The 24,222-nt window shown below is 71.4% G+C and carries 29 protein-coding genes; 10 read left to right on the forward strand and 19 right to left on the reverse strand.

The genetic code is table 11. The features are described from left to right. Window positions 1–113 precede the first annotated feature (113 nt). Genes VFC33_11060 through VFC33_11070 form a run of 3 tightly spaced genes read left to right on the forward strand, consistent with a single transcriptional unit; the run spans window position 114 to window position 2,500 of the window. Window positions 114–1,202 carry an adenylate/guanylate cyclase domain-containing protein gene (locus VFC33_11060; GenBank protein HZR13776.1) on the forward strand — a complete coding sequence of 363 codons (1,089 nt, stop codon included), beginning with the start codon at window positions 114–116 and terminating at the stop codon, window positions 1,200–1,202. Window positions 1,203–1,211: 9 nt separating this feature from the next. After that, window positions 1,212–2,111, forward strand: coding sequence for a mycothiol conjugate amidase Mca (mca, locus tag VFC33_11065; GenBank protein ID HZR13777.1), 900 nt, complete (start codon window positions 1,212–1,214; stop codon window positions 2,109–2,111). A gap of 2 nt (window positions 2,112–2,113) precedes the next feature. After that, window positions 2,114–2,500 (forward strand): SCP2 sterol-binding domain-containing protein, encoded by a 387-nt coding sequence (locus tag VFC33_11070; GenBank protein HZR13778.1) that lies wholly within the window; start codon window positions 2,114–2,116, stop codon window positions 2,498–2,500. 52 nt (window positions 2,501–2,552) lie between these two features. On the opposite strand, the gene VFC33_11075 is transcribed toward VFC33_11070, so the two are convergent. The 3 genes from VFC33_11075 to VFC33_11085 form a co-directional block, all read right to left on the reverse strand. Next, window positions 2,553–3,371 (reverse strand): GNAT family N-acetyltransferase, encoded by an 819-nt coding sequence (locus VFC33_11075; protein ID HZR13779.1) that lies wholly within the window; start codon window positions 3,369–3,371, stop codon window positions 2,553–2,555. After that, on the reverse strand, window positions 3,368–4,213 hold the full coding sequence (locus VFC33_11080; protein HZR13780.1) for a polysaccharide deacetylase family protein: 846 nt from the start codon (window positions 4,211–4,213) through the stop codon (window positions 3,368–3,370). The genes VFC33_11075 and VFC33_11080 overlap by 4 nt, the downstream gene beginning before the upstream one ends. Window positions 4,214–4,281: 68 nt before the next feature. Next, on the reverse strand, window positions 4,282–4,479 hold the full coding sequence (locus VFC33_11085) for a hypothetical protein (GenBank protein ID HZR13781.1): 198 nt from the start codon (window positions 4,477–4,479) through the stop codon (window positions 4,282–4,284). A gap of 13 nt (window positions 4,480–4,492) precedes the next feature. On the opposite strand from VFC33_11085, the gene VFC33_11090 reads away from it, so the two are divergent. Then, a complete protein-coding gene (locus VFC33_11090; GenBank protein HZR13782.1) occupies window positions 4,493–4,891 on the forward strand; it encodes a hypothetical protein in 399 nt (132 codons plus the stop codon). Between the two features lie 14 nt (window positions 4,892–4,905). Here VFC33_11090 and VFC33_11095 read toward each other — a convergent pair whose 3' ends face one another. After that, the gene (locus VFC33_11095; protein ID HZR13783.1) at window positions 4,906–5,886 is read right to left on the reverse strand and encodes an NAD(P)H-quinone oxidoreductase; all 981 of its coding nucleotides are present in this window, start codon (window positions 5,884–5,886) and stop codon (window positions 4,906–4,908) included. A gap of 119 nt (window positions 5,887–6,005) precedes the next feature. Here VFC33_11095 and VFC33_11100 point away from each other — a divergent pair, with 119 nt between their 5' ends. Then, the gene (locus VFC33_11100; protein HZR13784.1) at window positions 6,006–6,380 is read left to right on the forward strand and encodes a hypothetical protein; all 375 of its coding nucleotides are present in this window, start codon (window positions 6,006–6,008) and stop codon (window positions 6,378–6,380) included. 19 nt (window positions 6,381–6,399) lie between these two features. Here VFC33_11100 and VFC33_11105 read toward each other — a convergent pair whose 3' ends face one another. The 6 genes from VFC33_11105 to VFC33_11130 form a co-directional block, all read right to left on the reverse strand. After that, the gene (locus VFC33_11105; GenBank protein ID HZR13785.1) at window positions 6,400–7,851 is read right to left on the reverse strand and encodes a wax ester/triacylglycerol synthase family O-acyltransferase; all 1,452 of its coding nucleotides are present in this window, start codon (window positions 7,849–7,851) and stop codon (window positions 6,400–6,402) included. 51 nt (window positions 7,852–7,902) lie between these two features. Beyond that, the gene (locus VFC33_11110) at window positions 7,903–8,490 is read right to left on the reverse strand and encodes a DsbA family protein (protein HZR13786.1); all 588 of its coding nucleotides are present in this window, start codon (window positions 8,488–8,490) and stop codon (window positions 7,903–7,905) included. Window positions 8,491–8,584: 94 nt separating this feature from the next. Further along, window positions 8,585–9,136 carry a phosphatase PAP2 family protein gene (locus VFC33_11115; GenBank protein HZR13787.1) on the reverse strand — a complete coding sequence of 184 codons (552 nt, stop codon included), beginning with the start codon at window positions 9,134–9,136 and terminating at the stop codon, window positions 8,585–8,587. Between the two features lie 43 nt (window positions 9,137–9,179). Next, entirely contained in the window at window positions 9,180–10,022 is an 843-nt protein-coding gene (locus tag VFC33_11120) for a PD-(D/E)XK nuclease family protein (GenBank protein HZR13788.1), read from the reverse strand. 52 nt (window positions 10,023–10,074) lie between these two features. Continuing rightward, on the reverse strand, window positions 10,075–10,623 hold the full coding sequence (locus VFC33_11125; protein HZR13789.1) for a GrpB family protein: 549 nt from the start codon (window positions 10,621–10,623) through the stop codon (window positions 10,075–10,077). Next, window positions 10,620–11,090, reverse strand: a complete 471-nt coding sequence (locus VFC33_11130) for a hypothetical protein (protein HZR13790.1) — start codon at window positions 11,088–11,090, stop codon at window positions 10,620–10,622. The genes VFC33_11125 and VFC33_11130 overlap by 4 nt, the downstream gene beginning before the upstream one ends. A 69-nt stretch (window positions 11,091–11,159) precedes the next feature. Between VFC33_11130 and VFC33_11135 the strand changes: the two genes are divergently transcribed. Next, complete coding sequence (locus tag VFC33_11135; protein HZR13791.1) at window positions 11,160–12,173, forward strand: LLM class F420-dependent oxidoreductase; 1,014 nt, start codon at window positions 11,160–11,162, stop codon at window positions 12,171–12,173. On the opposite strand, the gene VFC33_11140 is transcribed toward VFC33_11135, so the two are convergent. After that, window positions 12,157–13,032: an alpha/beta hydrolase gene (locus tag VFC33_11140; GenBank protein ID HZR13792.1), complete on the reverse strand. Its 876-nt coding sequence runs from the start codon at window positions 13,030–13,032 to the stop codon at window positions 12,157–12,159. The two genes, VFC33_11135 and VFC33_11140, sit on opposite strands and share 17 nt — an antisense overlap. A 50-nt stretch (window positions 13,033–13,082) precedes the next feature. Here VFC33_11140 and VFC33_11145 point away from each other — a divergent pair, with 50 nt between their 5' ends. Further along, entirely contained in the window at window positions 13,083–13,520 is a 438-nt protein-coding gene (locus VFC33_11145) for a nuclear transport factor 2 family protein (GenBank protein ID HZR13793.1), read from the forward strand. A 75-nt stretch (window positions 13,521–13,595) separates the two neighbouring features. Here the strand turns inward: VFC33_11145 and VFC33_11150 are convergent, their stop codons facing one another. From VFC33_11150 to VFC33_11175, 6 genes are all read right to left on the reverse strand, one after another. Further along, window positions 13,596–14,756: an LLM class flavin-dependent oxidoreductase gene (locus tag VFC33_11150; GenBank protein ID HZR13794.1), complete on the reverse strand. Its 1,161-nt coding sequence runs from the start codon at window positions 14,754–14,756 to the stop codon at window positions 13,596–13,598. Between the two features lie 129 nt (window positions 14,757–14,885). Then, on the reverse strand, window positions 14,886–15,590 hold the full coding sequence (locus VFC33_11155; protein ID HZR13795.1) for a hypothetical protein: 705 nt from the start codon (window positions 15,588–15,590) through the stop codon (window positions 14,886–14,888). Window positions 15,591–15,634: 44 nt separating this feature from the next. Continuing rightward, window positions 15,635–15,958, reverse strand: a complete 324-nt coding sequence (locus tag VFC33_11160; GenBank protein HZR13796.1) for a hypothetical protein — start codon at window positions 15,956–15,958, stop codon at window positions 15,635–15,637. Beyond that, complete coding sequence (locus VFC33_11165; protein HZR13797.1) at window positions 15,955–16,488, reverse strand: hypothetical protein; 534 nt, start codon at window positions 16,486–16,488, stop codon at window positions 15,955–15,957. Before VFC33_11165 ends, VFC33_11160 begins: the two co-directional genes overlap by 4 nt. Beyond that, complete coding sequence (locus VFC33_11170; GenBank protein HZR13798.1) at window positions 16,485–16,799, reverse strand: helix-turn-helix transcriptional regulator; 315 nt, start codon at window positions 16,797–16,799, stop codon at window positions 16,485–16,487. The genes VFC33_11165 and VFC33_11170 overlap by 4 nt, the downstream gene beginning before the upstream one ends. A gap of 29 nt (window positions 16,800–16,828) precedes the next feature. Next, entirely contained in the window at window positions 16,829–18,376 is a 1,548-nt protein-coding gene (locus VFC33_11175) for a carboxyl transferase domain-containing protein (protein ID HZR13799.1), read from the reverse strand. Between the two features lie 168 nt (window positions 18,377–18,544). Between VFC33_11175 and VFC33_11180 the strand changes: the two genes are divergently transcribed. Both VFC33_11180 and VFC33_11185 read left to right on the forward strand, forming a co-directional pair. Then, window positions 18,545–19,609, forward strand: coding sequence for a zinc-binding dehydrogenase (locus VFC33_11180; GenBank protein ID HZR13800.1), 1,065 nt, complete (start codon window positions 18,545–18,547; stop codon window positions 19,607–19,609). A 42-nt stretch (window positions 19,610–19,651) separates the two neighbouring features. After that, complete coding sequence (locus VFC33_11185) at window positions 19,652–22,645, forward strand: DEAD/DEAH box helicase family protein (protein ID HZR13801.1); 2,994 nt, start codon at window positions 19,652–19,654, stop codon at window positions 22,643–22,645. Window positions 22,646–22,647: 2 nt separating this feature from the next. Here the strand turns inward: VFC33_11185 and VFC33_11190 are convergent, their stop codons facing one another. Next, window positions 22,648–22,872: a hypothetical protein gene (locus VFC33_11190; GenBank protein HZR13802.1), complete on the reverse strand. Its 225-nt coding sequence runs from the start codon at window positions 22,870–22,872 to the stop codon at window positions 22,648–22,650. Between the two features lie 15 nt (window positions 22,873–22,887). Next, window positions 22,888–23,322, reverse strand: coding sequence for a hypothetical protein (locus VFC33_11195; protein HZR13803.1), 435 nt, complete (start codon window positions 23,320–23,322; stop codon window positions 22,888–22,890). Here VFC33_11195 and VFC33_11200 point away from each other — a divergent pair. Continuing rightward, window positions 23,321–24,222: DNA methyltransferase (locus tag VFC33_11200; GenBank protein ID HZR13804.1), on the forward strand; the 902-nt coding region annotated here is incomplete at its 3' end. The genes VFC33_11195 and VFC33_11200 overlap by 2 nt on opposite strands.

The raw sequence follows: 24,222 nt of genomic DNA on the forward strand, positions 1-24,222 counted from the left end.
CGGGCGTCCGCCCACGGCCGGGCTTCGTCCGCACGTATCGTCGGCTCCCTCGGGCCCGGCCGTCCCGGGCGTCCGCCCACGGCCGGGCTTTGTCCGCACGTATCGTCCGGACCGTGGATCTCCGGTTGCGCGGCTTCCTGCAACGGCGCGGTGCGTCCGCGGAGGAGATCGCGCGCGCCGAACGTGAGCACTGGCTCGCGCTGCTGACTGCGGACCGCCTGCTCGTGCCCGGCCGCCCGCGCTACGACCAGGCCGAGGTCGCGGCGAAGACGGGCGTCGACCGCGCGCTCGCGGACCGGATCTGGCGCGCGCTCGGGTTCCCGGATCCGCCCGCGGGCGCGGCCGTGTTCACCGACCGCGACGCCGAGATGCTCGACACGTTCCTGCACACGGCGCGCATGACGATCGGCGACGAAGCCGACGAGTTCGTCGAGCAGGCACGCGCGGTCGCGTCGGGGCTCGCGCGGCTGGCGGAGTTCTTCTCGGACCAGATCGCAGGCGCGATCGAGGCCGGCTGGTCGTCGGGCGTGGACGACGAGGCACTCGCGGTGGCAGTGATGGACGGGACGAACTGGTCGACGCTCGCGCGTCTCCTCGACTACACGCTCCGCTTGCAGACACGCGCGGCGTTGTGGCGGAAGCTCGCGAACCAGGACGTCGGCGACCAGTCCGGCTGGCCGTTGACGATCGGCTTCGTCGACCTCGTCGGTTACACCGCGCTGAGCCAGGAGCTCGAACCCGACGAGCTCGCGCGTCTCGTCGCGCGCTTCGAGGCGCTCGCGTACGACGCCGTCGCGGCGCGCGGTGGACGCGTCGTGAAGATGATCGGTGACGAGGTGATGTTCGCGGCCGACGAGTGCGAGGTCGGCGCGTCGATCGCCCTCGCGCTGACCGGCGCGGTCGAGAGCGACGACGTGCTCCCCGTCGCGCGCGCCGGGCTCGCGGCCGGTCCGGTCGTCGCTCGCGAGGGCGACTACTTCGGCCCGACGGTGAACCTCGCGAGCCGTCTCGTCGAGATCGCCAAGCCCGGTGCCGTGCTCGTGTCCGCCGACGTCTACGACGCGCTCGCCGGCGAGGACGCGTTCACGTGGCGGCGGCTCCGCCCGCGGCGCGTGCGTGACATCGGCCGCGTGGACGTCTGGGTGTTGCGGCCGTCACGCGAGGCGGTCGAGGCCGGCCGTCCGCGGCACGGAAGCGGGTAGCTTCGAGGGATGCCGGACGCCGACCCGCTCTGCCTGCTCACCGTGCACGCCCATCCCGACGACGAGGCGTCGAAGGGATCCGCGACGGTCGCGAAGTACGCGGCCGAGGGCGTCCGCACGGTGCTCGTGTGCTGCACCGGCGGGGAGGCGGGCGACATCCTGAACCCCGCGGTCGACACGCCCGAGGTGCGCGCCAACCTGCCCGAGGTGCGGATGCGGGAGCTGCGCGACAGCGTCGACGCGATCGGGTACTCGAAGCTCTACATGCTCGGCTACCACGACTCCGGCATGCCCGACACCGAGACGAACGCGCGCCCCGACAACTTCGCGAACGCGCCGCTCGACGAAGCGGTCGGCCGTCTCGTGCGCATCATCCGCGCGGAGCGACCCCAGGTCATCGTCACGTACGGCGACGATCGCAAGTTCTACCCCCACCCGGATCACATCCGGGTGCACGAGATCAGCGTCGTCGCGTTCGACGCGGCCGGTGATCCCGAGCGGTTCCCGGACGCGGGCGAGCCGTGGCAGCCGTCGAAGATGTACTACACGGGCTTCTCCGTCGCGCGCGTGAAGGCGTTGCACGAGGCGTTCCAGCAGCGCGGCGAGGAGAGCCCGTACGCGTCGTGGTTCGAGCGCGGCTTCGAGGAGCGTCCGGACCGGTTCACGACGCTCGTCGACGTGTCCGACTTCCTGCACAAGCGGCGCGAAGCGTTGCTGGCGCACCGCACGCAGGTCGACCCGACCGGCTTCTGGATGCGACTTCCCGACGACGTCGTGCGGGAGGTCTTCCCCTGGGAGGAGTACGCGCTCGCGCGGTCGCTGGTCGACAACGGTGTCGCCGAGGGAGACGTCGAGGACGACCTCTTCGCCGGCGTCCGGACGGACGCGCGCACGAGCGCGTCGCGTTGACGATGCCCGTGTTCCTCACGCAGGAGTGGCTGGACGAGCTCCGCGGGGACGCGGCCGGGATCGACTACGGCGACGCGACCGGAACCGTGCAGCACACCGTCACCGGCGCGCCGGACGGCGACGTGTCGTACGTGCTCGTGTTCGACGGCGGGAAGCTGCGCGAGGCGACGCTCGGAACTCGTCCCGATGCCGACGTGACCGTGACGATCCCGTACGCCGACGCGGTGGCCGTGCAGCAGGGTGAGCTCGACCCGAACGTCGCGTTCATGCGGGGACGGGCGAAGGTCAACGGCGACATGGGCGTGCTCCTGCCCACCATGCCGGCGACGCGCACGGCGGAGTACGGCGCGATGCAGGAGAAGCTGCGCGCCTCCACCACGTTTCTCTGACGCGTCAACCACACAATGTGTGCTTGACGCTTCACAAAACGGGCGGGCGAGGTCAGAGCGCGAGGCGGGCGGTGCGGAACACGCGGCTGACGCGCGCACCGGCCTTCGCGTAGAAGCCGACCGGCCCGACCCACGAGATCTCGGCCTCGTCGACGCCGTACTGCTCGGCGATGTCCGCGCACAGCGTCGAGAGCAGCGCGGTGCCGATCCCGAGACCCTGTCGTTCGGGGTCGGTGGCCATCGGGCCGATGAGGGCGCGCCGGTTCACGGAGTGGCACGCGAGGCCCAGCGTTGCGCCGTGGATGTCGCGGGCGACGAAGCAGGTGCCGTTCGCGGTCGCGCGCTGCACCTCGTCGGCCCAGTGAGGGTGCACGCGCGTCGCGAGCTGCACCGCGCCGTCGCCGTCCTCGACCGTGAGGACGGCACCCTCCGGGACGGGGGCGCGGAACGCCGTCGGGATCGCCATGTTGATCTCCGCGCCGTACGGCTCGAACCCGCACGCCTCGAACAGCGACAGCGCGGCGGTGAGCTGGAAGTCGACACCGGGCCAGACGTAGCGGGGAATCGCGTTCCCGAGGTGCAGCTCGCGCGCGCCCTGCTCGCGCGCGTACACGGCGGCTTCCTCGACGAGCGCGCGCCCGCGGCCCTCGCCCTGGCGCTCGGGCGCGACCGCGAGCAGCAGGATCCACGCGATCGGCGTCGCCACCGGGGACCAGCGCGCGACGTTGACGACCGCGGCGGCGTCGCCGTCGCCGATCGTGACCGACCCTTCACCGCCGCAGCAGGTGAGCAGGTCCGCGGCGCTGAGGTCCTCGTCGGGGAGCGCGGCGTGCACCAGGTCCGCGAGCTCCGCCGCGGTGACGGTGCTCACGCGGCCGCCTCCGCGCGTTGGAGGTCGCGCAGCTCGCGGTAGCCGACGAGGATCGCGCCGGCCCGCTCGACGAGATCGGGGAGCGACGGGTCGGACGTGAGGTACGCGTGGTCCTCGACCCGTCCCGCCCAGTCGGGGTGCGACGAGCGCAGCTCGTCGGAGTCGACCGCGGGATGGAGGTACACCTCGGTGACGCCCGGCCGCAGCTCGAACAGCACGCGCTCGATGCGACGTCGCGCGCCGACCGGGCAGAGCACGAAGAAGTCGGGGAACACCACGCCTTCCTCGGCTGCGAGTCGCCGGTAGGGGAACCCGATCGCCTGCTCACCGCTCGCGCCCGCCATCCGCAGCGGCAACCCGAAGTCGACCGCGAGCTCGAGGTACACGTCGAAGAACTCGGGTCGCAGCTGCAACGTGCCCATGTGCGAGTCGAGATGGCTGACGTCGAAGCCCCAGTAGATCGCGCGCTCGATCTGCGCGCGGCACTCCTTGCGGACCTCCTCGAGGTCCGCGTGGTCCCACACGTCATCGACCGTTCGCGGGAACCCGCCGTCGCCGTCGAGCAGGCTCGGCGAGTGCGTGATCGGCCCCCACCGGTACGTCTCCCACTCGGAGTTCAGCGTCAGGTGCACGCCGACGTCCTCGCCGCGGTAGCCCGCCGCCGCGTCGCGCGCCCACGGGCACGGCACCATGAGGGACGCGCTGGTCGCGACGCCGTGACGCAGCGCCTCGTACACGGCCACGTTCGCGGAGCGCGTGGAGCCCAGGTCGTCGCAGTTGACGACGAGCAGCTTGTCGTGTGGTGCGTAACCGAGTCGCTCGGCGAGCGACGCCTGCTCCACGAGTCGTCCTCCCGGGGTGACGTCACGCCCGATGCGCGACGGGTCACGATGGTAACGATGACGAGGTCTCACGGACCGCCCCCCTCGGCGCGCGTCGCCGTCGTCGTGGTCGCGGCCGTCGCGCTCGCCTCGTGCGGGTCCGGCTCGGGCTCGAAGCGCTCGGCCGGCTCGGGCGTCACGAGCACGACGTCGGCGTCGACGACCTCGACGACCTCGACGTCCTGCCGGCCGGGCGCGACCACCGAGCAGCAGACGCCGCCCAGCACCGATGTCGTGCGGATGACCGGCCTGACGACCGCCTCGCGGCACTGTGGCGACGACGTCACGTTCATCTTCCGCGGCACGCCGGCGGCGATCGTCCCCGGCTACGACGTGCGCTCCGGCACCCCGCCGTTCCGCGACTCGGGCGAAGGCCGCGTGCACGCGGTGCAGGGCGACGCGTTCCTCGTCGTGCGCTTCGACCGCGCGTCGATCACCGACTTCACGAACCCGAGCGCGCCACTGACCTACACCGGCCCGACGTCGCTGCACCCGACCGGGCTCGCGCACGTGCGCGACGTCGAGCTCCTCGACGCCACGGAGGGCGTGCTCAGCTGGGTGATCGGTCTCGACGCGCCGCGACCGTTCCGGGTCGACACCGCGACGACCCCGGGCGCGGTGACCGTCGCGGTGGGCTGACGCGCAGAAGCGCGTCACGTGCAGTCGAGGATCACCTTGCCGAACGTCTCGTCGGACGCGAGCCGCTCGTAGGCGCGTTCCGCGTCGGCGAGCGGGACGATCTCGTCGACGACGGGCGCGATGCCTCCGTCGCCGAGCAGCGGCGCGACGTCGACCGCGAACGCGTCGGTCACCTCGGCCTTCTCCGCGTTCGACCGCGCGCGCAGGACCGTCCCCATCACGGTGAGGCGCTTGCCCATCGCGACGAGGATCGGGAACGCCGACGAACCGCCCGCGAGCGTGCCGACGAGCACGATGCGCCCGCGCGGCGCGGCCGCGTGGACGTCGGTCTCGAGATACGAGCCGCCGACGAGATCGATCGTCACGTCGCACGGTCCTGCGACCTCCGTGATCTGCTGCGCGAGGGCGTGCGCGTCGAACGGCGACGGCGCGAGCACGCCGCGGGTGAGCCCGAGCCCGTCCGCGGCCTCGAGCTTCGAGCGGTGGCGTGCCGTGCCGACCGTCGGGCACTTCCACGCGCTCGCGAGCTGCACGACCGCGGTCCCGACACCGGACCCGACCGCGTGCACGAGCACGCGCTCGCCGGGCTGCAGGCGGGCCTGCGTGACCAGCGCGTCGTGCGCGGTCATGAACGTCTCGGGGACACCCCCGGCGAGGCGCAGGTCGAGGCTCTCCGGCACCGCGGCACAGTGCTCGGCCCGGGTCCGGACGTACTCCGCCTGCGCCCCGCCGCCGACGATCCCGAACACGCGGTCGCCGGCCGCCGGCTCGGTCACGCCCGGGCCCGTCTCCTCGACGACGCCGGCGAACTCCAGCCCGGGCACGTCGGGCGGCGCGTCGGTCGGCGGTGGGTACCGGCCCGCCCGCTGGAGCAGGTCGGCCCGGTTCAGACCGGCCCCGTGGACCCGGACGAGGACCTCGCCGGGGCCCGGCCGGGGCCGCTCGCGGTCCTCGACGGCCAGCCGCCCGCCGTCGGCGATCGTCAGCGCTCGCACGGCCCGAGGCTAGACCGGGGACGTGGTCGATTCGCGGCGTTCGCCCGGTTCGCCGGCCGACCCGGTCGAGCCCGCGCGACCGTGGTCACCGGCCGCCCGCGCGGCGGTAGCTTGCCCGTATGGCGAGGCGCGAGACACCGTCCCGGGGCGGTCTCACCTTCGTCGACGACGACGGGAACCGGGTCGAGCTGGACCCCGCCGAGGCGTCGAGCCTGCTCGCGCTGGCCGGTGGGTTGGATGCCGCGACGGTCTCCGCGTGCCCCGACTGCCGGAGCCGCGTCGTGGCCGTCGTCGCGCTCGTCGACCTGCTCGACGCCGCACCGCCACACCCGCGCGTCCCCGACATCCTCGAGCTGGCCGACGACGCGCCGACGTTGCATCTCTACGTCGTCGACGAGTGCAGCGAGTGCGAGCACCGCCGGTGGCGCGACCCCGGGTACGCCGAGTGGGAGGACGCGCTCGCCGAGCCGGGCGTGCGCATGCACCGCCCGTAGCCGGGCGCGCGCGTCAAGGTCAGGTCCCGGCGAGCAACAGGTCGTCGAACGCCTCGCGCAGGCACGCGAGCAGCGCGTCCGGATCCGTCACCGCGGCCGGGTCGAGATTCAGGCCCATCTGCAGCTCGCCGCCGTAGGAGAGCATCGTGACGTTCAGCGGGCATCCTTCGCGCGGCCCCATCGGGTAGTTCGCGACGATGCGCGCGCCGCCGGTGTAGAGATCGACGGGACTCCCGCGCAGGTTCGAGGTCGCGAAGTCGATCGTGCCCGACTGGAGGCGAGCCATCGCGACGAGCGCGGCGGGCGGGAGCGTCGCGAGCAGGCTGGACAACGAGCCGACCGCGCCGAGCGCGGGCTCGTCGCGCAGCCCCGCGAGCCTCGCCCGCACGGCGTCGAACCGCTCCTTGGGGTCCTTCGGGACGACGGGTACGAGCACGCGCGTCGGCGCGAACGCGTTGCCCGCGCTCGCCATGCCGTCGGACCGGAGGTTGACGGGCATCGCCATGCGCAGCTCGTCCACGGGTGAGCCCAGCCGCTCGTGGTAGCGACCGAGCGCGCCCGCGACGCCGGCCACGTACAGGTCGTTGAGCGTCCCGCCGAGCGCGCGGGCCGCCTGACGCGCGGGCTCGAACGGCACGGTGAACGTCTCGTAGCGCCGCGCGATCGAACGTGTCGCGAACAGGCGCGACCGGCCCGGTTCGGTGATCAGCACCTGGCGCCGGACGGAGGCGAGCAGGGCCGCCGTGTCCGCCGCTCGCTCGGCGACGTCCTGCGGGTGAGCGAGGAGATCCGCCGTCGCGCGCAGGCTCCACCGCGCGAGCCCGAGCTGCCGGCGCACCACGAAGGAGAGCGCGTCGGCGACCGTGTCCACCAGCGTCGTGCGGTCGACGGGGTCGTCGACGACGAGACCGGCGAGCGGGACGTCGTCGTCGGCGATCTCGTCCGACGTCGTGCGCGTGGCGGGGGGATCGGCCTCGAAGTCGACGAGCGACATCGACAGCTTCAGCGCGCCGACGCCGTCGGTGATCGCGTGGTGCACCTTCTCGAGGAGCGCGACCCGACCGTCGGCCAGCCCTTCGACGAGCGTGAACTCCCACAACGGGCGGGTGCGGTCGAACGGCGTCGCGGCGAGCACCGCGGCGAGGTCCAGCAGCTCGCGCATCCCGCCCGGGGCCGGCACCGCGACCTTGCGCAGGTGGTAGTCGAGGTCGATCTCGCGGGGCGGCTGCCACTCGGGCGGCGCGAGTCGCAACGGCGCCGTGACGACACGGTCCGCGAAGTTCGGCACGGCGCGCAGCGCGCCGACGACCTTCGCGCGCAGGCGGGCCTCGTCGGGCCGCGACGCGAGGACCGTCACGTTCACGAAGTCCGACCGCAGCGCAGGGTCGTCGTCGAGCGTCCACATGACGTACTCGGTGTCCGTCATGCGGCGCACCGAGCCGTCGCGGGAGCCGTCCGTGGTCTCGGGCATCGTGTCAGCGTCGCCGTTCGCCGGAGGCGGCGCAAACGCTCGCCGGTCGCGTTATCGCGGGATCCGTGTGCGCTTGAACTCGTTGAGGCGCGTCCAGTCGAGCAGGTCGAGCGCGCGGTCGAGGTCGTCGACGCGCCCGCGCTCCATGAACCGGACGAAGACCGCCTCGTCGCCGGCGATGAACGTCGGCACGCCGAACACCGACCAGTTGTCGACCGCCTCGGTGTGCTCCGCGGCGAGCGTCTTCAGCGGACGACCGGAGTGCGCTTCGCTCGCGACGGCGTCGGGGTCGAGGCCGACCTTGGTGCACACGTCGCGCAGGACGTCCTCGTGACCGAGCTTCAACCCGTGGTCGTGACGGGCCGCGAACGCCTCGACGTGGAAGTCGAGGAACCGCTCCGGGAACGAGTCGCGCACGGCGATCCCGTAGAGGAGCGCGAGCACGCCCGTGCCCCACTCACCGGGCCGGCGTTCCCACACCGGGGCCTCGCCCTCCTCGACGTGGGCCTGGTCGAGCGAGAACGGCAGGAAGCGGACGTCGAGGTCGCGCCCCTCGCGGAGCGCGTTCACGACGGCCTCGTGACCGTTCCGGGCGAACGGGCAGCGATAGTCCCAGGTCACGGCGAACGAGCGCGGCACGGGCACACCTCCTGCGTCTGCGACGACGGTCACAACCGGGCGACCCGATGAATGATTCCCACGAACCTGTCGCCTCACGACCTTTTCGACGGTCTCACCGTGAAGGATCGGGGATCACCCGGCGGGCGACCAGCCCGAGCGCGAGCCCGAATGCGGCGCCCGCCGCGACGTCCGACGCGTGGTGCAGCCGGACGTACACGCGGCTCGCGGAGACGAGTGTGGCGAGCGCGAAGAGGAGCGGCCCGAGGCTCGTCCCCTCGGACAGCATCACCGCGGCCATGAACGCGGAGGTCGCGTGGCCCGACGGGAACGAGCTCGTGATCGGGCGTCGCATCCCGTACGGCAGCGGCCCGTCGCTGTCGCTCGGCGGCCGGACGCGCCGGAAGAAGCTCTTCACGATGCCGTTCGTCAGGATCGACTCGCCCGCGATCGCCGTCGCGAGGCGCAGCCCTCGCGTGATGTCGCCCCGCTTCGCCGACTGCAGCGCGCCGAGCGCGAACCAGAGGATGCTGTGGTCGGCCGCGCTCGAGAGGCCGTAGAAGACGGCGTCCGCGACCGGCCCGCGGTGCGCGAGCGCCCACGCGTCGACCGCGTCGTCGATCGCGTGGACGCGTTCCCGCAGACCGCGTGCTCGCGTGGGAGCCATCGGGGCGGCGAGCCTACCGGCCGCCGCGAGCGTTCCCGTCCGGTCAGCTCGCGTTGGCGAGCGGCAGCGTCGGCTCGATGACCGTGCCCGGCCCGAGCAGCTCGCGCGCGAGCAGCGGGTCGCCGCCGTAGGCGGGGCAGTACGGCTGGAACGCGCAGTAGGTGCACAGCGGCCCGGGGCTCGGTCGGAAGTCCTCGGTCGCGCACGCGCGCTCGATCGCCGACCAGATCGCGCTGGTGCGGCGCGCGACGCCCGTCACCGACTGCTCCGTGGGCTCGGCGATGATCGCCTCGGGCTTCGACAGGTAGAGGAGCTGCACGCGCGCGGGACGCCGGCCGAGCATCTGCTCGCAGAGGAGCGCGTACATGTGCACGCCGGCGAGACGCGACCGCTCGCGCTGCTCGGAGGGCACGGAACCGGTCTTGTAGTCGGTGACGACCCACTCGCCGTCGTCGGCGATCTCGAGCCGGTCGATGATCCCCCGCAGCGTGACCTTGCCGATCTTGGCGGCGAGCTTGAGCTCGAGCCCGATGGGGTGCACCGTCGTCGGGTCCTCGAGCTCGAAGTACCGCTCGACCATGCGTCGCGCGTCGGTGTGGAACGCTTCCCACTCGTCGACCGTGAGGTCGAGACCGGTGAGATCGGGATGGTCCTGGAGGTCGGCGCGGGCCCGGGCGAGGTCGTCGAGCGCGGCGTCGAGGGTGCGCTCGGCGGGCGCGCGGCACATGAGGTGCTCGAGCGCGCGGTGGACGAGCGTGCCCTTGCTCGCGGCGGCCGAGGGGGGCTCCGGCAGCCGGTCGACGTAGGCGAACCGGAACGCGAGCGGGCAGTCCTTGAACGACGAGACGGAGCTCGGCGACAGGGATCCCGGCAGTGCGACGCCCATGCGCCGGAGGGTACAGCGGGGGTGTGTCAGCGACGCGGACCCCGCGCCGGCGTCACGGCTGCCAGCCGGTACGCGCCGCCCACGCCTCGGCTCGTGCGGTGATCTCGGCGACGACGGCCGACTTGGCGTCCGCGTAGTCGTTCATGTCGTCCCAGTCGCACCGCGCGAGCTCGCGCTTGATCGCCTCGTAGCGGGCCCGGTCGCCGGCGTCCACGCGCAGCCGGTCACGGAACAGGAGATGGCGACGGACGTCGTCGCTCCCGGTCGGCCAGAGGTGGACGTGCACGGAGCGGTCGGGCCGGCGGAACATGCGGTGTCCGGGCTCGCGCACGCGCAGCACGTAGCCCGCGAGCTCGAGCGCGTCCCCGACGCGCACGTCGTCGACGTCGTCGACCACGACGAGGATGTCGACGATCGGCTTCGCGCCGAGACCGGGGACGCTCGTCGACCCGATGTGCTCGACGCGTCGCGCCGCCGGACCGAGCGCGTCGGTGATGCACGCGCGCTCGTGCGCGAAGCGCACGGGCCACGCCGGGTCGTACGGCTCGATGACGATCGCACGGCGCTCGTGCCCGCCGATCAGCCAGTCGTCCGTGCTCATCCCATGCCCGCGGCCGTGACGACGCCGCGGTCGAGATAGACGTCGACGCGATGGGCGTCGAGCTCGGTCGACACGCTCGCGCACGTCCCGTCCGAGCCGACGACGCGCACGTGGTAGCCCTGGCTCGCGGCGAGCGCCTGCGCACCCGCGAGCGAGCGGCCGAGATAGCCCGTCAGCTCCTGCGGGGTCTCGGCGATGCAGCTCGCCTGGGGCGACGGCACCGAGCCCGGTCGCGCCGTCGAGGGCGTCACGCCGCCGTGCGGTGCCGGGGCGGTCGTCGACGAGGGACCGGCCGGCGACATCGTGATGGTGGTCGTCGTCGACGGCACGGTCGTCGAGGTCGACGCCGACGTCGACGTCGCGCGCGACGGCCGTGCGCGGTGGCCACTTCCCCCACCGCTGCACGCCGCGAGCGCGACGGTGCTGAGCACCGCGACCGCGCCGAGTCGCCGGCCTGAACGAACCATGCCGCCCACGATCGCGCGCCGCCGCCCTCCCGCCCGCGCACCTCGAGCGTGGAAGTACGGTTCCCCGCCATGAAGATCGACACGGGACTTCCTGCCGGGACGCTCGACGCGGGCGAGCGGGCGCGCGAGGCCGAGGAGGTCGGCTTCGACGGTCTCCTCGCGGCCGAGACGAGCCACGACCCGTTCTTCCCGGTCCTGCTCGCCGCCGAGCGCACGGAGCGCGTGGAGCTCGGCACCGGCATCGCGGTCGCGTTCGCCCGCAACCCGATGACGCTCGCGAACGTCGGCTACGACCTGCAGCTGTACTCGAAGGGCCGCTTCGTCCTCGGCCTCGGCAGCCAGGTCAAGGCCCACATCGAGAAGCGGTTCTCGATGCCGTGGTCGCATCCCGCGCCGCGCATGCGCGAGATGATCCTCGCGATGCGCGCCATCTGGGCGAGCTGGAACGACGGCGAGAAGCTCGACTTCCGTGGCGAGTTCTACCGCCACACGCTCATGACACCGTTCTTCGATCCTGGCCCGAACCCCTACGGCAGCCCGAAGATCCACCTCGCGGCCGTCGGCGGGCTGATGGCCGAGGTCGCCGGTGAGGTCGCCGACGGCGTCATCCTCCACGGGTTCACGACCGAGCGGTACGTGCGCGAGGTGACGATGCCCGCGCTGGAGCGCGGGTTCGCGAAGTCGGGCCGCGACCGCGCGTCGTTCGAGATCGGTGGCCCGCTGTTCGTCGTCACGGGGACGAACGAGGAGGAGTTCGCGGCGGCGAAGCAGGGCACGAAGCAGCAGATCGCGTTCTACGGGTCGACGCCCGCGTACCGGGGCGTGCTCGAGCTGCACGGTTGGGGCGATCTGCAGACCGAGCTCAACTCGCTGTCGAAGCAGGGCGAGTGGGTGAAGATGGGTGAGCTGATCGACGACGAGATGCTCTCGACGTTCGCGGTCGTCGGCCAACCCGAGGAGATCCCGGGCAAGATGCTCGCCCGGTACGGCGACCTCGTCGACCGGCTGAGCTTCTACGCCCCGTACCGCAGCGATCCCGAGCGCTGGGCCGGCGTGCTCGAAGGGTTCAAGGCCGCGGGCTGACGTCCGCCCACGCGACGATCGACGCGACCGCGCGCTCCGGGTCCTCGAGCGGCCCGAAGTGGCCCAGGCCCTCGAACACCTCGAGCCCGGCGTTCGGCAGACGGTCCGCGATCTGCTGCGCGAGGCGCGGCGGGATCGCGTCGCTGTGCTCGCCGCACGCGACGAGCGTCGGCGCGTCGACCTCGGGGAGCCGGGCGAACATCCCGTGCACCGGCGCCATCGCGTACACCTCGGCCTCGTCCTGCGGATGGCACGCCAAGACGTAGTGCGCGCCGTCCTCCGAGCGGCGCAGGCCGTGCGCGACGTACGCGTGGAGCGCGTCGGCGTGCAGCACGTCGAGCGGCGGCTTCGACGCGAACGCGCGCTCGGCCTGTGCGGGTGAGTCCCAGATCGCACGGCGACGGCGCGCGCCCGTCGTCAACGGGTTGTCGAAGTCGGCCGTCATCGGGTCGGTCGTCGCGAACATGATCGGCTCGTAGCACCAGAGTCGCGGGTACGTGCCGGCGTGGTCGGCCTCACCGAGCAGCAGCGCGGTCGCGCCCTTGGAGTGCCCGACCGCGAGCAACGACGGATCACCGTCGAGCGCGAGGTGGCGCGTCACGGCGAGCGCGTCGCGCGCGAAGCCGTCCCACCCGTACCCGTCCGGGGAGCGGTCACTCGTTCCGTGGCCGCGGAAGTCGAACGACCAGACACGGTGACCGCGAGCGACGAGCCGCGTCGCGACCGGCTCCCACACGACGCCGTGGAACCCGGTCGGGTGCGCCAGCAGCACCGGCGGCGCGTCGTGCGCGCCGCCCCAGTGGTGCACCGTGAGCCGGACGTCACCGGCGTCGATGGTCTCCGAGTGTTCCGGGGGCACGGCCGGATCATGCCCGCTGTGGTGCGGCGCGTGCGCGACGATGTCCGTCCGTGACCAGCGACGAGGACGCGGTCTCCGCCGCGAACGCCGCGTTCTACGGCGCGTTCGAGGCGCGCGACCTCGACGCGATGGCCGACGTGTGGGACCGCACCGACCGGGCGACGATCACACATCCGGGCTGGCCGACGTTGTACGGGTGGGCGAAGGTCGCAGGGTCGTGGGACGCGATCTTCCGCCACACGCCCTACATCCAGTTCTTCCTGATGAACGAGCGCGTCCACGTCATGGGCGACGTCGGGTGGGTGACGCTCGAGGAGAACATCCTGCAGGCGACCGGCGCGGGCGGCGCGGTCGTGCAGGAGGAGCTCGACGCCGCGCGCGTCGCGGCCGTCAACGTGTTCGTGCGCACCGAGGGCCGGTGGCGCATGGTGCTCCACCACGGCGCGCCGATCGCGGCGACCGACGAGGACGCGGACGACGAGGCGTGAGCCTCCCTCGGCTCTTGTGCAGCGTCATCCACACCATGTGTGTCTGACGCTTCACAGAACGGTCGGCTGGGCGCGTCAGCTCACGGGCGACTGCTTCGCCTGCTTCTTCTCGGCGTGGTCCTGGATCGCGGCCATGATCGACGTCGCGGCCTGGTTGACGAAGTAGCTGCCACTGCCCGTCACCCACTCGCACGACTCCGCGGGAGGACCGAGCTGGTCCTGGTAGCGCGGCATGACGTACTGCGCGAACAGCTCGAAGCTCCGGCGCGTCGCCTCCCGGTCCGCCCACTCGTGACCGAAGAACAGGAACGTGCCGAACCCGCCGCTCTGCTCGACCAGCGAGTCGATCTTGGCGATCGCGTCGTCGGGCGTGCCGATCACCGCGAAGCCGTCGGCGTCGACGTTCTCGATGATCTCCTCCGCGGTGTCACCGCGCACCGGTCCCGCGGGGAGCACGTGCGTGAAGTACTTCGAGAACTCGACGATCCCGTACTCGACGTCCTTGCGCGCCTGCTCCTTCGTCTCGGCGAGGTGCATCGGCCCGACCAGACGCCACTTCGCGCGGTCCGCGACGTGCCCGTGCTCCTCCGCCGTCTCCGCCCACGCGTTCCAGTGCGTGCCGAGGGCGTCGAAGCCCTGCGCGGTCGTCGCCGCGATCGACAGCAGCCCGACACCGTGCGTGCCCGCCGCGATCGCGCCCGTCGGGGAGATCGACGCCGCGACCGCGATGTCGAAGCAGGGATCGCTGTACGGACGGAGCTGCAGGCGCGCGTCGCGCAACGTGAACCACTCCGTTTCCTGCGTGACGATCTCGCCGCGCAGCAGCCGCATGATCGCGTCGAGCGCCTCGTGCATCCGCGGCCGCTGCGCCTCGGCCGGGATGCCGAGCATGTGCGCGTCCGAGGTCAGCTGACCGGGTCCGCATCCGAGCATCGCCCGGCCGCGCGTCAGGTGGTCGAGGAGGACCATGCGGTCGGCGAGCAGCAGCGGGTGGTGATACGGCAGCGAGTTCACGCCCGTGCCGAGCTTGATGTGCTTCGTGCGCTCGGCCGCCGTCGCGATGAACACCTCCGGCGAGCCGATGATCTCGTAGCCCGCCGAGTGGTGCTCGCCGATCCACACCTCGTCGAAGCCGAGCGCGTCGAGATGCTGGATCAGCTCGAGATCACGCTCGAGGGCGAGCGTCGGGTTCTGACCGACCGGGTGGAAGGGCGCGAGGAAGAGGCCGAATCGCATGCGCATGGCCGGTCATTGCAGCCGCAACTTGACCGCACGGTCAAGCGATGCTGACGGCGTGCCCGACGAGCTCTGGAGGAATTGCGACCTCCGCGGTGTTCGATCCACCAAAGTTCGACGATCGGCTCGCTACGGCAGCTGCGAGTGGATCCAGCGGTCGAGCGCGGGGCCGCTCTCGAAGCTGCAGATGAGCGCGTAGCGCGGCGCGGTGCCGTTGTGGCAGACGACGTGCCACAGCCGCTGCGTGTCGACGACGAAGCGCGCGCCGCGATGCAGCGGGACGCGGTGCTCGGTCGACGGGTCGGGGAGGCCGTCGTCGCCCTGCTCCATCAGGACCATGAAGCTGTCGGGGTTGTCGGTGAGCTCGAGCCACGCGCGCACGACCCAGCCGTCGCCGTCCGGGTTGAAGCGGTTGTTGTCGTCGCGGTGGATCTGGCGCAACGACATCTCGTAGTCCTGCGGCTCGAGCTTGATGATCCGTACGCGTCCGAAGTCCGCGCCGACGGACTGCACGTAGCGCGTGATCGTCGGGCACTTCGCCGCGTTGGACGTGAGCTTGCCGCCCTTGTCGGGACGTTCGTCCCCCGGCTTCCAGAACCCGCGGCAGTCGAGCTCGCCGTCGGCGGTCGCGATCGGTGCGAAGTTGGTGTCGCCGCCGCTCTTCCAGTCCATGTACTCGAGGGACTCCCACTCCGACGGCGGGATGTGCTCGTCGAGGTCGCGCAGCCGCACGAACCCGGTCGCGTCGAGGACCGGGAGCCGCGTGTGCGGCGTGTGCAGCGGGATCTCCGTCGACCAGTGCGGCGTCTTGAGCAGCTCGTGCACCTGCGTCATCGCGACGAGTGTACGGACGGCCCGACCGCGAGGCCGGAACCGGCTCAGCTCGATCGAGCGGCATGTCGGATCGTCGTCCAGGTCGATCCGTGCGTCGCGACCGGGACGAAGCCCGTCGACTCGTACAGCCGGCGCGCCGGGTTGCGCTCGGCAACGCTGAGACTGATGGCGGGGTGTCCGTCCGCAACGCTCGAGTCGCCGTGCCGCGGCCATCCGGCGAGGTAACACGCGTAGCGCGGATCGGCGAGCACGTGATCAGCGGTCGGTGTCGGCTTGTCGGGACGCCAGACCGCGGCCTCGCCGAGCATCGTCGCGAGGAAGGTGAAGTCCTCGGCCACGGCGGCGCGGAGTCGGACGTCCGTCGTCACGCCATCTTGCGCAACCGCTCGACGCGCTCGTCGTCGGGGCCGAGGTAGCGGACGAGCACACCGACGACACGGTCGACATCGAGCGTTCCGACAGCCTGCATCTCGGCGAGATCACCCCAGTCGCGCGGCCGGTTGAAGAACGCCTTGAAGATCGCCAGGTCGGTGCACGAGAGGAACGGCAGGTCGACGCCCGCGAACGGCTCGCGTCGCACCCGTCCGGACGCCTGCTCGTGGAAGTCGGTGGTGTCGAGGAACAGGTCGACGGGTGTCGCCTCCCACCAGAGCCGGTGCTGGCCCTCACGGGTCAACGCTTGGACGTCGCCGTCCGTGTGCGCGACGTCGGACGGCAGCGCGTCGAGAACGTCGCGCGCGTGCGACACGTCGACGAACACGTTCACGTCGATGTCGACCGTCCCGCGCGCGCGCTCGGTGCACCACGCGAGCGCGAGCGCGCCCCCGAACGCGTGGGGGAGCGCGGCCGCGTCGAGCGCGCGATGGATCGCGACGATCTTCTCGGGGAGGGTCGTCACGCGCCCGGGAAGCGCGGGTAGCTCAGAACCGGCTCGTGGCGCGCCGGGAACATCGCGGCGAGCTCGAGCGCATCGACCAGCTCGCGCCCGCGGGCCGCGCGATCCACGCCCGCGACGCTCGGCCGCAGCTCGACCTCGGGCTCGAACCCGGCGGCGCGGGCGATGCGGGTGAGCGTCTCGACGCCCGGCTCCTTCGCACCCGTCTCGTAGGCCCGGAGCGTGGCGTGCGACGTCCCCGCCCGGCGGGCGAGCGCGCGCAGCGAGAGTCCGGCCCGGCGCCGGGCGGTCTTGATCGTCACGGCGGCGTCCACGCCGGCCATGGTATCCGATCGGATACCGGTCACGGTCGCAGCCCCCGGGCCCGCCGCCCGGGCTCGCGCAGCGGCGCGGCGAGCTCGGCGAACTCGCACAACAGCGGACGCGTGTCACGCGGGTCGACGATCTCCTCGACGAGGAAGGCCTCGGCCGTGCGGAACGGCGAGCGCGACGCGTTCAGCCGTCGCTCGATGTCGGCGAGCATCGCGTCACGATCCTCCGCCGTGTCGAGCTGGGCCTTGTACGCAGCCTCGATGCCGCCCGCGAGCGGCAGGCTGCCCCAGTCGCCCGACGGCCACGCGAACCGGTACGAGAGCCGTGACGCGTTCTGGTGCGCGGCGCCCGCGACGCCGTACACCTTGCGCAGGATCACCGAGCACCACGGCACGGTCGCCTGGTGGATCGCGGCGAGCGCTCGCGCGCCGTGCCGGATCGTCGCGGCGCGCTCGGCTGCGGTCCCGATGACGAAGCCGGGATTGTCGACGAGGTGGACGACCGGCAGGTGGAACGTGTCCGCGAGGTCGACGAAGCGCGTCACCTTCTGCGCGGCGTCGGCTGTCCACCCCGCCCCGTAGAAGTACGGGTCGCCGGCGAGCAGCGCTACGGGCCACCCGTCGAGTCGGGCGAGGCCCGTGATCGCCGAGCGCCCGTAGCCGCGCCCGATCTCGAAGAACGAGCCGCGGTCGACGACCGACGCGATGATCTTTCGCGCGTCGTACACCTTGCGCGGGTCGCGCGGGATCGCGGACAGCAGCGACTCGTCGCGCCGGTCGTGCGCGTCGCCCACGTGCGACGCGCGTGACGCCACGTCGTACACCGACGACGGCAGGTACGACAGGAATCGGCGTGCGCGCGCGAACGCGTCGTCCTCGCTGTCCGCGACGTCGTCGACCACGCCGTTGCGACCGTGCACGTCGGCACCACCGAGTGTCTCCTTGTCGACGTCCTCACCGAGGCGCGCGACCACCGGCGGGCCCGCGACGAACACCTGCGACGTGCCGCGGACCATGAGCGAGTAGTGGCTCGTGACGACGCGCGCCGCGCCGAGGCCCGCGACCGAACCGAGCGCCATCGCGACGACCGGAACGGTCGACAGGTTGTCGACGACCCACTCCCACCCCGGGTTGAACGGCACGTAGCTGCGCGACATCTGCTCGAGCGACTTCACCGACCCGCCGCCGCCCGAGCCGTCGACGAGGCGGACGATCGGCAGGCGCAACTCGTTCGCCATTCGCTCCGCGTGGACCTGCTTCTGGAAGATCGACGCGTCCGCGGCGCCGCCGCGCACCGTGAAGTCGTCGCCGCCGACGACGACGGGCCGGCCGTCGATCCGCCCGCGTCCCATGACGAAGTTCGCGGCGGTCAGCTCGATGAGGCGTCCGTCTTCGTACGTCGCCTTGCCCGTGAGCGCGCCCACCTCGTGGAACGATCCCGGGTCGAGAAGGTGGTCGATGCGCTCGCGCACCGTGAGCTTCCCGGCCGCGTGGTGCTTGGCGACCTTCTCCTCGCCGCCCATCTCGCGCACCATCGCCTCGCGCCGGCGCAGCTCGTCGAGCTCGGGCTCCCACGTCACGCGCTCACCTCCGTCGCCAGTGCGACATCGTGACGCACGAGCGCGCCGTGCCGCTCGCACCCGCGGTTGGTACACAACTCGCGGTCATGGGCGCGACTTGTGTACCAACGCGGCCGTGCGCGGCGGGCAGCTTGACCACGTGGTCGAGCGATGGCCAAGCTCGCCCGCATGCTCGCCGCCGTCGCCCGCGACCGGATCCTGCGCGTCGAGGACGTGCCCGAACCGCAGCCGGGCAGCGGCGATGCGCTCGTCGCCGTCCGCGCGTGCGGGATCTGCGGGTCCGACCTGCACGCGCTGCAGCACGCCTCGAAGATGCGGGACATGTTCGAGGCGACCGGGCAGCCCAGCCCGTTCGACCCCTCGCGCGACTACGTGATGGGCCACGAGTACGCGGTCGAGATCGTGGAGCTCGGGCCCGACACCGACGGCGTACCGTCGAAGCCGGGTGACCTCGTCGTCTCGATGCCGATCGCGCTCGGTCCGACGGGCGTCGAGCCGATCGGGTACTCCAACCGCTACGGCGGCGGCTACGCCGAGCGGATGCTCGTCACTGCGGGGATGTGCCTCAAGGTCCCCACGGGCCTCGACGCGCGGCACGCCGCGCTCACCGAGCCGATGGCGGTCGGCCTGCACGCGGTGAACAAGTCGCGCGTGAAGCAGGGCGAGAGCGCGCTCGTGCTCGGGTGCGGCCCGATCGGCCTCGCCGTGATCGCGTCACTGCGCGCGAAGGGCATCGAGCCGATCGTGGCGGCCGACTACTCGCCACGCCGGCGCGCGCTCGCGGCACAGTTGGGCGCGCACGAGATCGTCGACCCGGCGACCGAACCGGCGATCGACGCGTGGCGGCGGGTCGACGGCGGCCGCCACCCGCTCGTCGTCTTCGAGGCGGTCGGCGTCCCCGGGATGCTCGAAGCGGCCATGCGCGACGCGCCGCCGCAGTCACGCGTGCTCGTCGTCGGTGTGTGCATGGAGCACGACCGCATCCACCCGATGGTCGGCGTCGTGAAGGAGCTCGAGCTGCTGTTCGCGTTCGGCTACGACCCGCTCGAGTTCCAGGGCACGCTCGAGACGATCGCCGAGGGCAGGCTCGACGTCGACCCGTTGATCACGGGGACGGTGGGCGTCGAGGGCGTGCCCGCCGCGTTCGACGCGCTCGCGGATCCCGAGGACCAGGTGAAGATCCTCGTCGAGCCGGGTGGCCCGTCGACGCCGGAGCCTGTCAGCCACGGGTGAACCACGCGCCGTCGCCCGCCTGCTACAAACGGCGGGCGAATCATGGCCGACACGATCGAGAACCCGATCCTCAACTCCGCGTTCGCGGAGCCGCGTCGCCACTTCCGGTTCGCTGACGACGGGATCACGAACGAGATTGTCGACGAGCGACGTCCGAGCTCGTACTTCGTGCCCATCCCGGCCGCGAAGAGGCGGGGCGGCCAGCAGGCCTTCGAGACGGAGTGGACCAAGGACCGGATCGAGGAGAACGCGTTCATCAACCGCGTGCGCGGGCGCATCGCGCTCTGGCGACAGGGTGGCTACCAACACGTCACGACCACGACGCGACGATTGCTCGACCACTGGGCGGACGCGTCACGCGATCGGCCGCTGTTCTTCTGCCAGGTCGAAGCACTCGAAACGGCGATCTACCTCACCGAGGCCGCCAACCGCATCGGCGACCAGTGGATCGCGAACGAGCTGCGCCGCTTCGCGGATGACGCCAACCCCGGCCTCTTCCGCGTGGCCCACAAGATGGCGACCGGAACCGGCAAGACCGTCGTCATGGCAATGCTCATCGCGTGGCACACGCTGAACAAGGCCGCGAACCCCCAAGACGCTCGCTTCACGGACGCGTTCCTCGTCGTCGCACCAGGGATCACCATTCGTGATCGGCTGCGCGTCCTGCTCCCCAGCGATCCGAACAACTACTACCGCGAACGCGAGCTCGTCCCGCCCGATCTCGTGGACGGCCTCGGGCGCGCGCAAGTCGTGGTCACGAACTTCCACGCGTTCCAACCCCGTGAGACGACGGATGCGAAGGCGTCGAAGCTGACGAAGGAGGTTCTCGCCCCGGACGGTGCGAGCCCGTTCGTCGAATCGCCCGCGCAGATGGTCCGTCGCGTGTGTCGGGAGCTCGGGAACAAGCGCGGCATCGTCGTGCTCAACGACGAAGCGCACCATTGCTATCGCCGACGAGCGACGAAGACCGCGGACGAGAAGCTGACGGCGGAAGAACGTCGCGAGGCGGACAAGCGCGAGAAGGCCGCTCGTGTGTGGATCGCCGGTATCGAGGCGGTCACAGCGAAGATGGGTGTGAAGACCGTCTACGACCTGTCCGCGACGCCGTTCTTTCTGCGCGGGTCCGGCTACTCGGAAGGGACGTTGTTCCCGTGGGTCGTGTCGGACTTCTCGCTAATCGACGCGATCGAGAGCGGCGTCGTCAAGGTGCCGCGTGTGCCGGTCAGCGACGATGCGATGACCGGAACCGGCGTCACGTTCCGTGATCTGTGGCCGCGCATTCGCGACGAGCTGCCGAAGAAGAGCCGCAAGGACGCCGCGGTCGGCGGCGGTCTCGAACCGAGACTGCCCGGGGAGCTCGAGACGGCGCTGCGGACGCTCTACGGCAACTACGCGAAGGCATTCCGGCGGTGGGAGGCGAGCGAGGCCCGGAAGCTCGGCGGCGCGACACCGCCCGTGTTCATCGTGGTGTGCAACAACACTGCGGTCTCGAAGCTGGTGTTCGACTGGCTGGCGGGCTGGGAGAAGACCCTTCCGGACGGCTCGACCGTCCTCGTCCCGAACCCCGACACCCCGCTGTTCAGCAACATCGACGGTGACCGCTGGCGCAACCGGCCGAACACGATCCTCGTCGACTCCGAGCAGCTCGAGTCGGGCGACGTCATGAACGCCGAGTTCAAGCGGGCTGCGTCCGCGGAGATCGACGAGTGGAAGCGCGAGTACGAGGCGCGGTTCCCGGGGCGGAGCGCGGAGGACCTGACCGACGAGGACCTGTTGCGCGAGGTCATGAACACGGTCGGCAAGCCGGGACGGCTCGGCGAGCAGGTCCGCTGCGTCGTCTCGGTGTCGATGTTGACGGAGGGTTGGGACGCGAACACCGTCACGCACATCCTCGGTGTCCGCGCGTTCGGGACGCAGTTGCTGTGCGAGCAGGTCGTCGGCCGCGGGCTCCGCCGCCGCAGCTACGTCGCCGACGCCGACGGGATGTTCGACCCGGAGTACGCGGAGGTCTACGGGGTCCCGTTCTCGTTCATCCCGGCGGCCGGGTCGTCGACCGATCCGCGTCCCGGCAAGATCCCGACCAGGGTGCGAGCGCTTCCCGACCGAGCGCCTCGGTGCGAGATCACGTTCCCGCGCGTCGTCGGCTACCGGTACGAGCTCTCCGGAACGCGCCTCAGCGCTCGGTTCGACGAGTCGTCACATCTCGTCCTGTCGACGCGCGACATGCCGACCCGGACCGATGTCGCACCCATCGTCGGCGAGATCGAGCAGCACACGCTCGACGACCTCGCGCGACTGCGCGAGCAGGAAGTCGCGTTCCGGCTCGCGAAGCGTCTCGTCGAGCGATACTTCCGCGACGAGACGGGCAACGAGGAACCGTGGCTGTTCCCGCAAGCGCTCCGCATCACGAAGCGATGGATGAGCGACTGCGTCACCCTCCACGACCACTGCTTCGTGCCGATGCTGCTCATCCGCGAGAAGGCGGACGATGCCGTCGACCGGATGTACAAGGCGATCGCGCGGGCTGACGACACCGGGAAGCGTCTCCAGCCGATGCTCCGCCCGCACGACCCGGTCGGCACCACCGCCGTCGTCGATTTCGACACGACGCGCGACGTGTGGGAGACCGATCCCGACCGGTGTCACGTGTCGCACGTCGTGCTCGACTCGGGCTGGGAAGCGAAGATGGCGGAGACGCTCGAGGACATGGACGAGGTCTTCGCGTACGTGAAGAACCACGGCCTCGGCTTCGTCGTGCCGTACGCGATCGACGGCGAGCAGCGCGGCTACCTGCCCGACTTCATCGTCCGCATCGACGACGGCCGCGGCCCCGACGATCCCTTGCACCTCGTCGTCGAGGTCTCGGGCGCGCAGCGGCGCGACAAGGAGGCGAAGGTCGCGACGATGCGTGACCACTGGGTGCCGGCCGTGAACGCGCACGGTGCGTTCGGCCGGTGGGACTTCGTCGAAATCGTCGATCCGTGGAACGCGCAGGCGACGACCCGCGGGATCCTCGACGCGCGGGAGCGCGTGTGAAGTCAGCGCGTCTCGCGGGGCCCGTTCTCGCTCTTCTGCATGTCGCCGATGAGGTCGGGATCCGGCGTGAACAACGGCGGAGGATCGTCGAGTGGCACACCGCGGAACGGGGTGAGCAGGCGACGCCAGCCCCGCACGCGCTCACGCGCCCAGCGCGGTGCCTTCTCCATGTGACCGATGATCTCGGGGTTGGGGTAGCCGGTCCCCGGTTGCTTGCGTCCACGCATCGCGGCACCTCCGAGTTAGATCATCGTATCGGTCAGGAAGGCGATCGCCGCGAGGGCGAGCAACGCAATCCCGCCACGCAGGCGACCGACCTTCACCTGCAGCTCGCGCTGGATCTTCTCGACCATCGTCACCGCGTTCTCGAACAACAGCCGCTCGGTGAATCGCGGATCGGCGGCCAGGTACTCCTCGCTGACGCGCCGGACGTCCCACGCAGGGAAGGGACGCGGCCACAGCACTGCCGACGCGACGAGCGCGGCAAGCGTCGCCAGCGCCGAACCCGTCGATGCGGCGACTCCACCGCGGCCGGCCTCGAGCGCGGCGAGCGCGCTCGCGAAGCCGAGGATCACACCCGCCTTTGCATCGACGGTGTCGGCGTGGCGCGTGAGCGACTCGCGTTCGGCCCGGGTCTCGTCCGCGAGGAGCTCGAGCGACGGAACGGATTCGGCCATGTCGGCACGGTACCGACGGGGTGTGACATCGAACGGGGAGGCTGACGTGCCGCCGAAGAAGAGGAGCACGGGCGCGAAGGTGACAAGCGAACTCGACGCGCTCCGTCATCGTGACAAGCGCACCAACATCCCGACCGAGGAGCTAGCCGACTTCGTCGCCGACGACGAATCGGCGCCCGCGACGCTGACCTACGAGCGCGACACGTCGCTCGACCCGCAGCTCATGTGGCGCGGCAAGGACGCGCAGGACCGCGCCGGGCTCGAGATCCCGGTCGTCCCCGTCTACATCCAGGAGAAGATCGAGCCGAAGGCGATCATTGACGGCCTGCGCGCGGTCGGGCGTGGCGACGGGACCGTCGGGGACGAGCCGCAGCTCTTCGCCGACTTCGACGGGCTCGAGTTCGAGCAGCTCGTGGACTTCTACAACCACGACGCCAACTGGTCGAACCGCATGATCCTCGGCGACTCGCTGCTCGCGATGACGAGCCTGGCCGACAAGGAGAACCTCAAGGGTCAGGTGCAGTGCATCTACGTCGACCCGCCCTACGGCATCCGGTTCGGCTCCAACTGGCAGGTCAGCACGCGCAAGCGCGACGTGAAGGACGGCAAGGTCGAGGACCTGACGCGCGAGCCGGAGCAGATCAAGGCGTTCCGCGACACGTGGAACGACGGGATCAACTCGTACCTGTCGTACCTGCGCGACCGGTTCACCGTCGCGCGTGACCTGCTGACCGAGTCGGGCAGCATCTTCGTGCAGATCGGCGACGAGAACGTGCATCGCGTCCGCTGCGTCCTCGACGAGGTCTTCGGGGACGAGAACTTCGTCAGCCTCATCACGTTCAAGAAGACGAGCGGCGCAGGAAGCTTCGCGGGTGGAACGAACGTGCTCGCCGCCACGAA

This window comes from Acidimicrobiia bacterium, assembly GCA_035651955.1.
Lineage (GTDB): Bacteria > Actinomycetota > Acidimicrobiia > IMCC26256 > JAMXLJ01 > JAMXLJ01.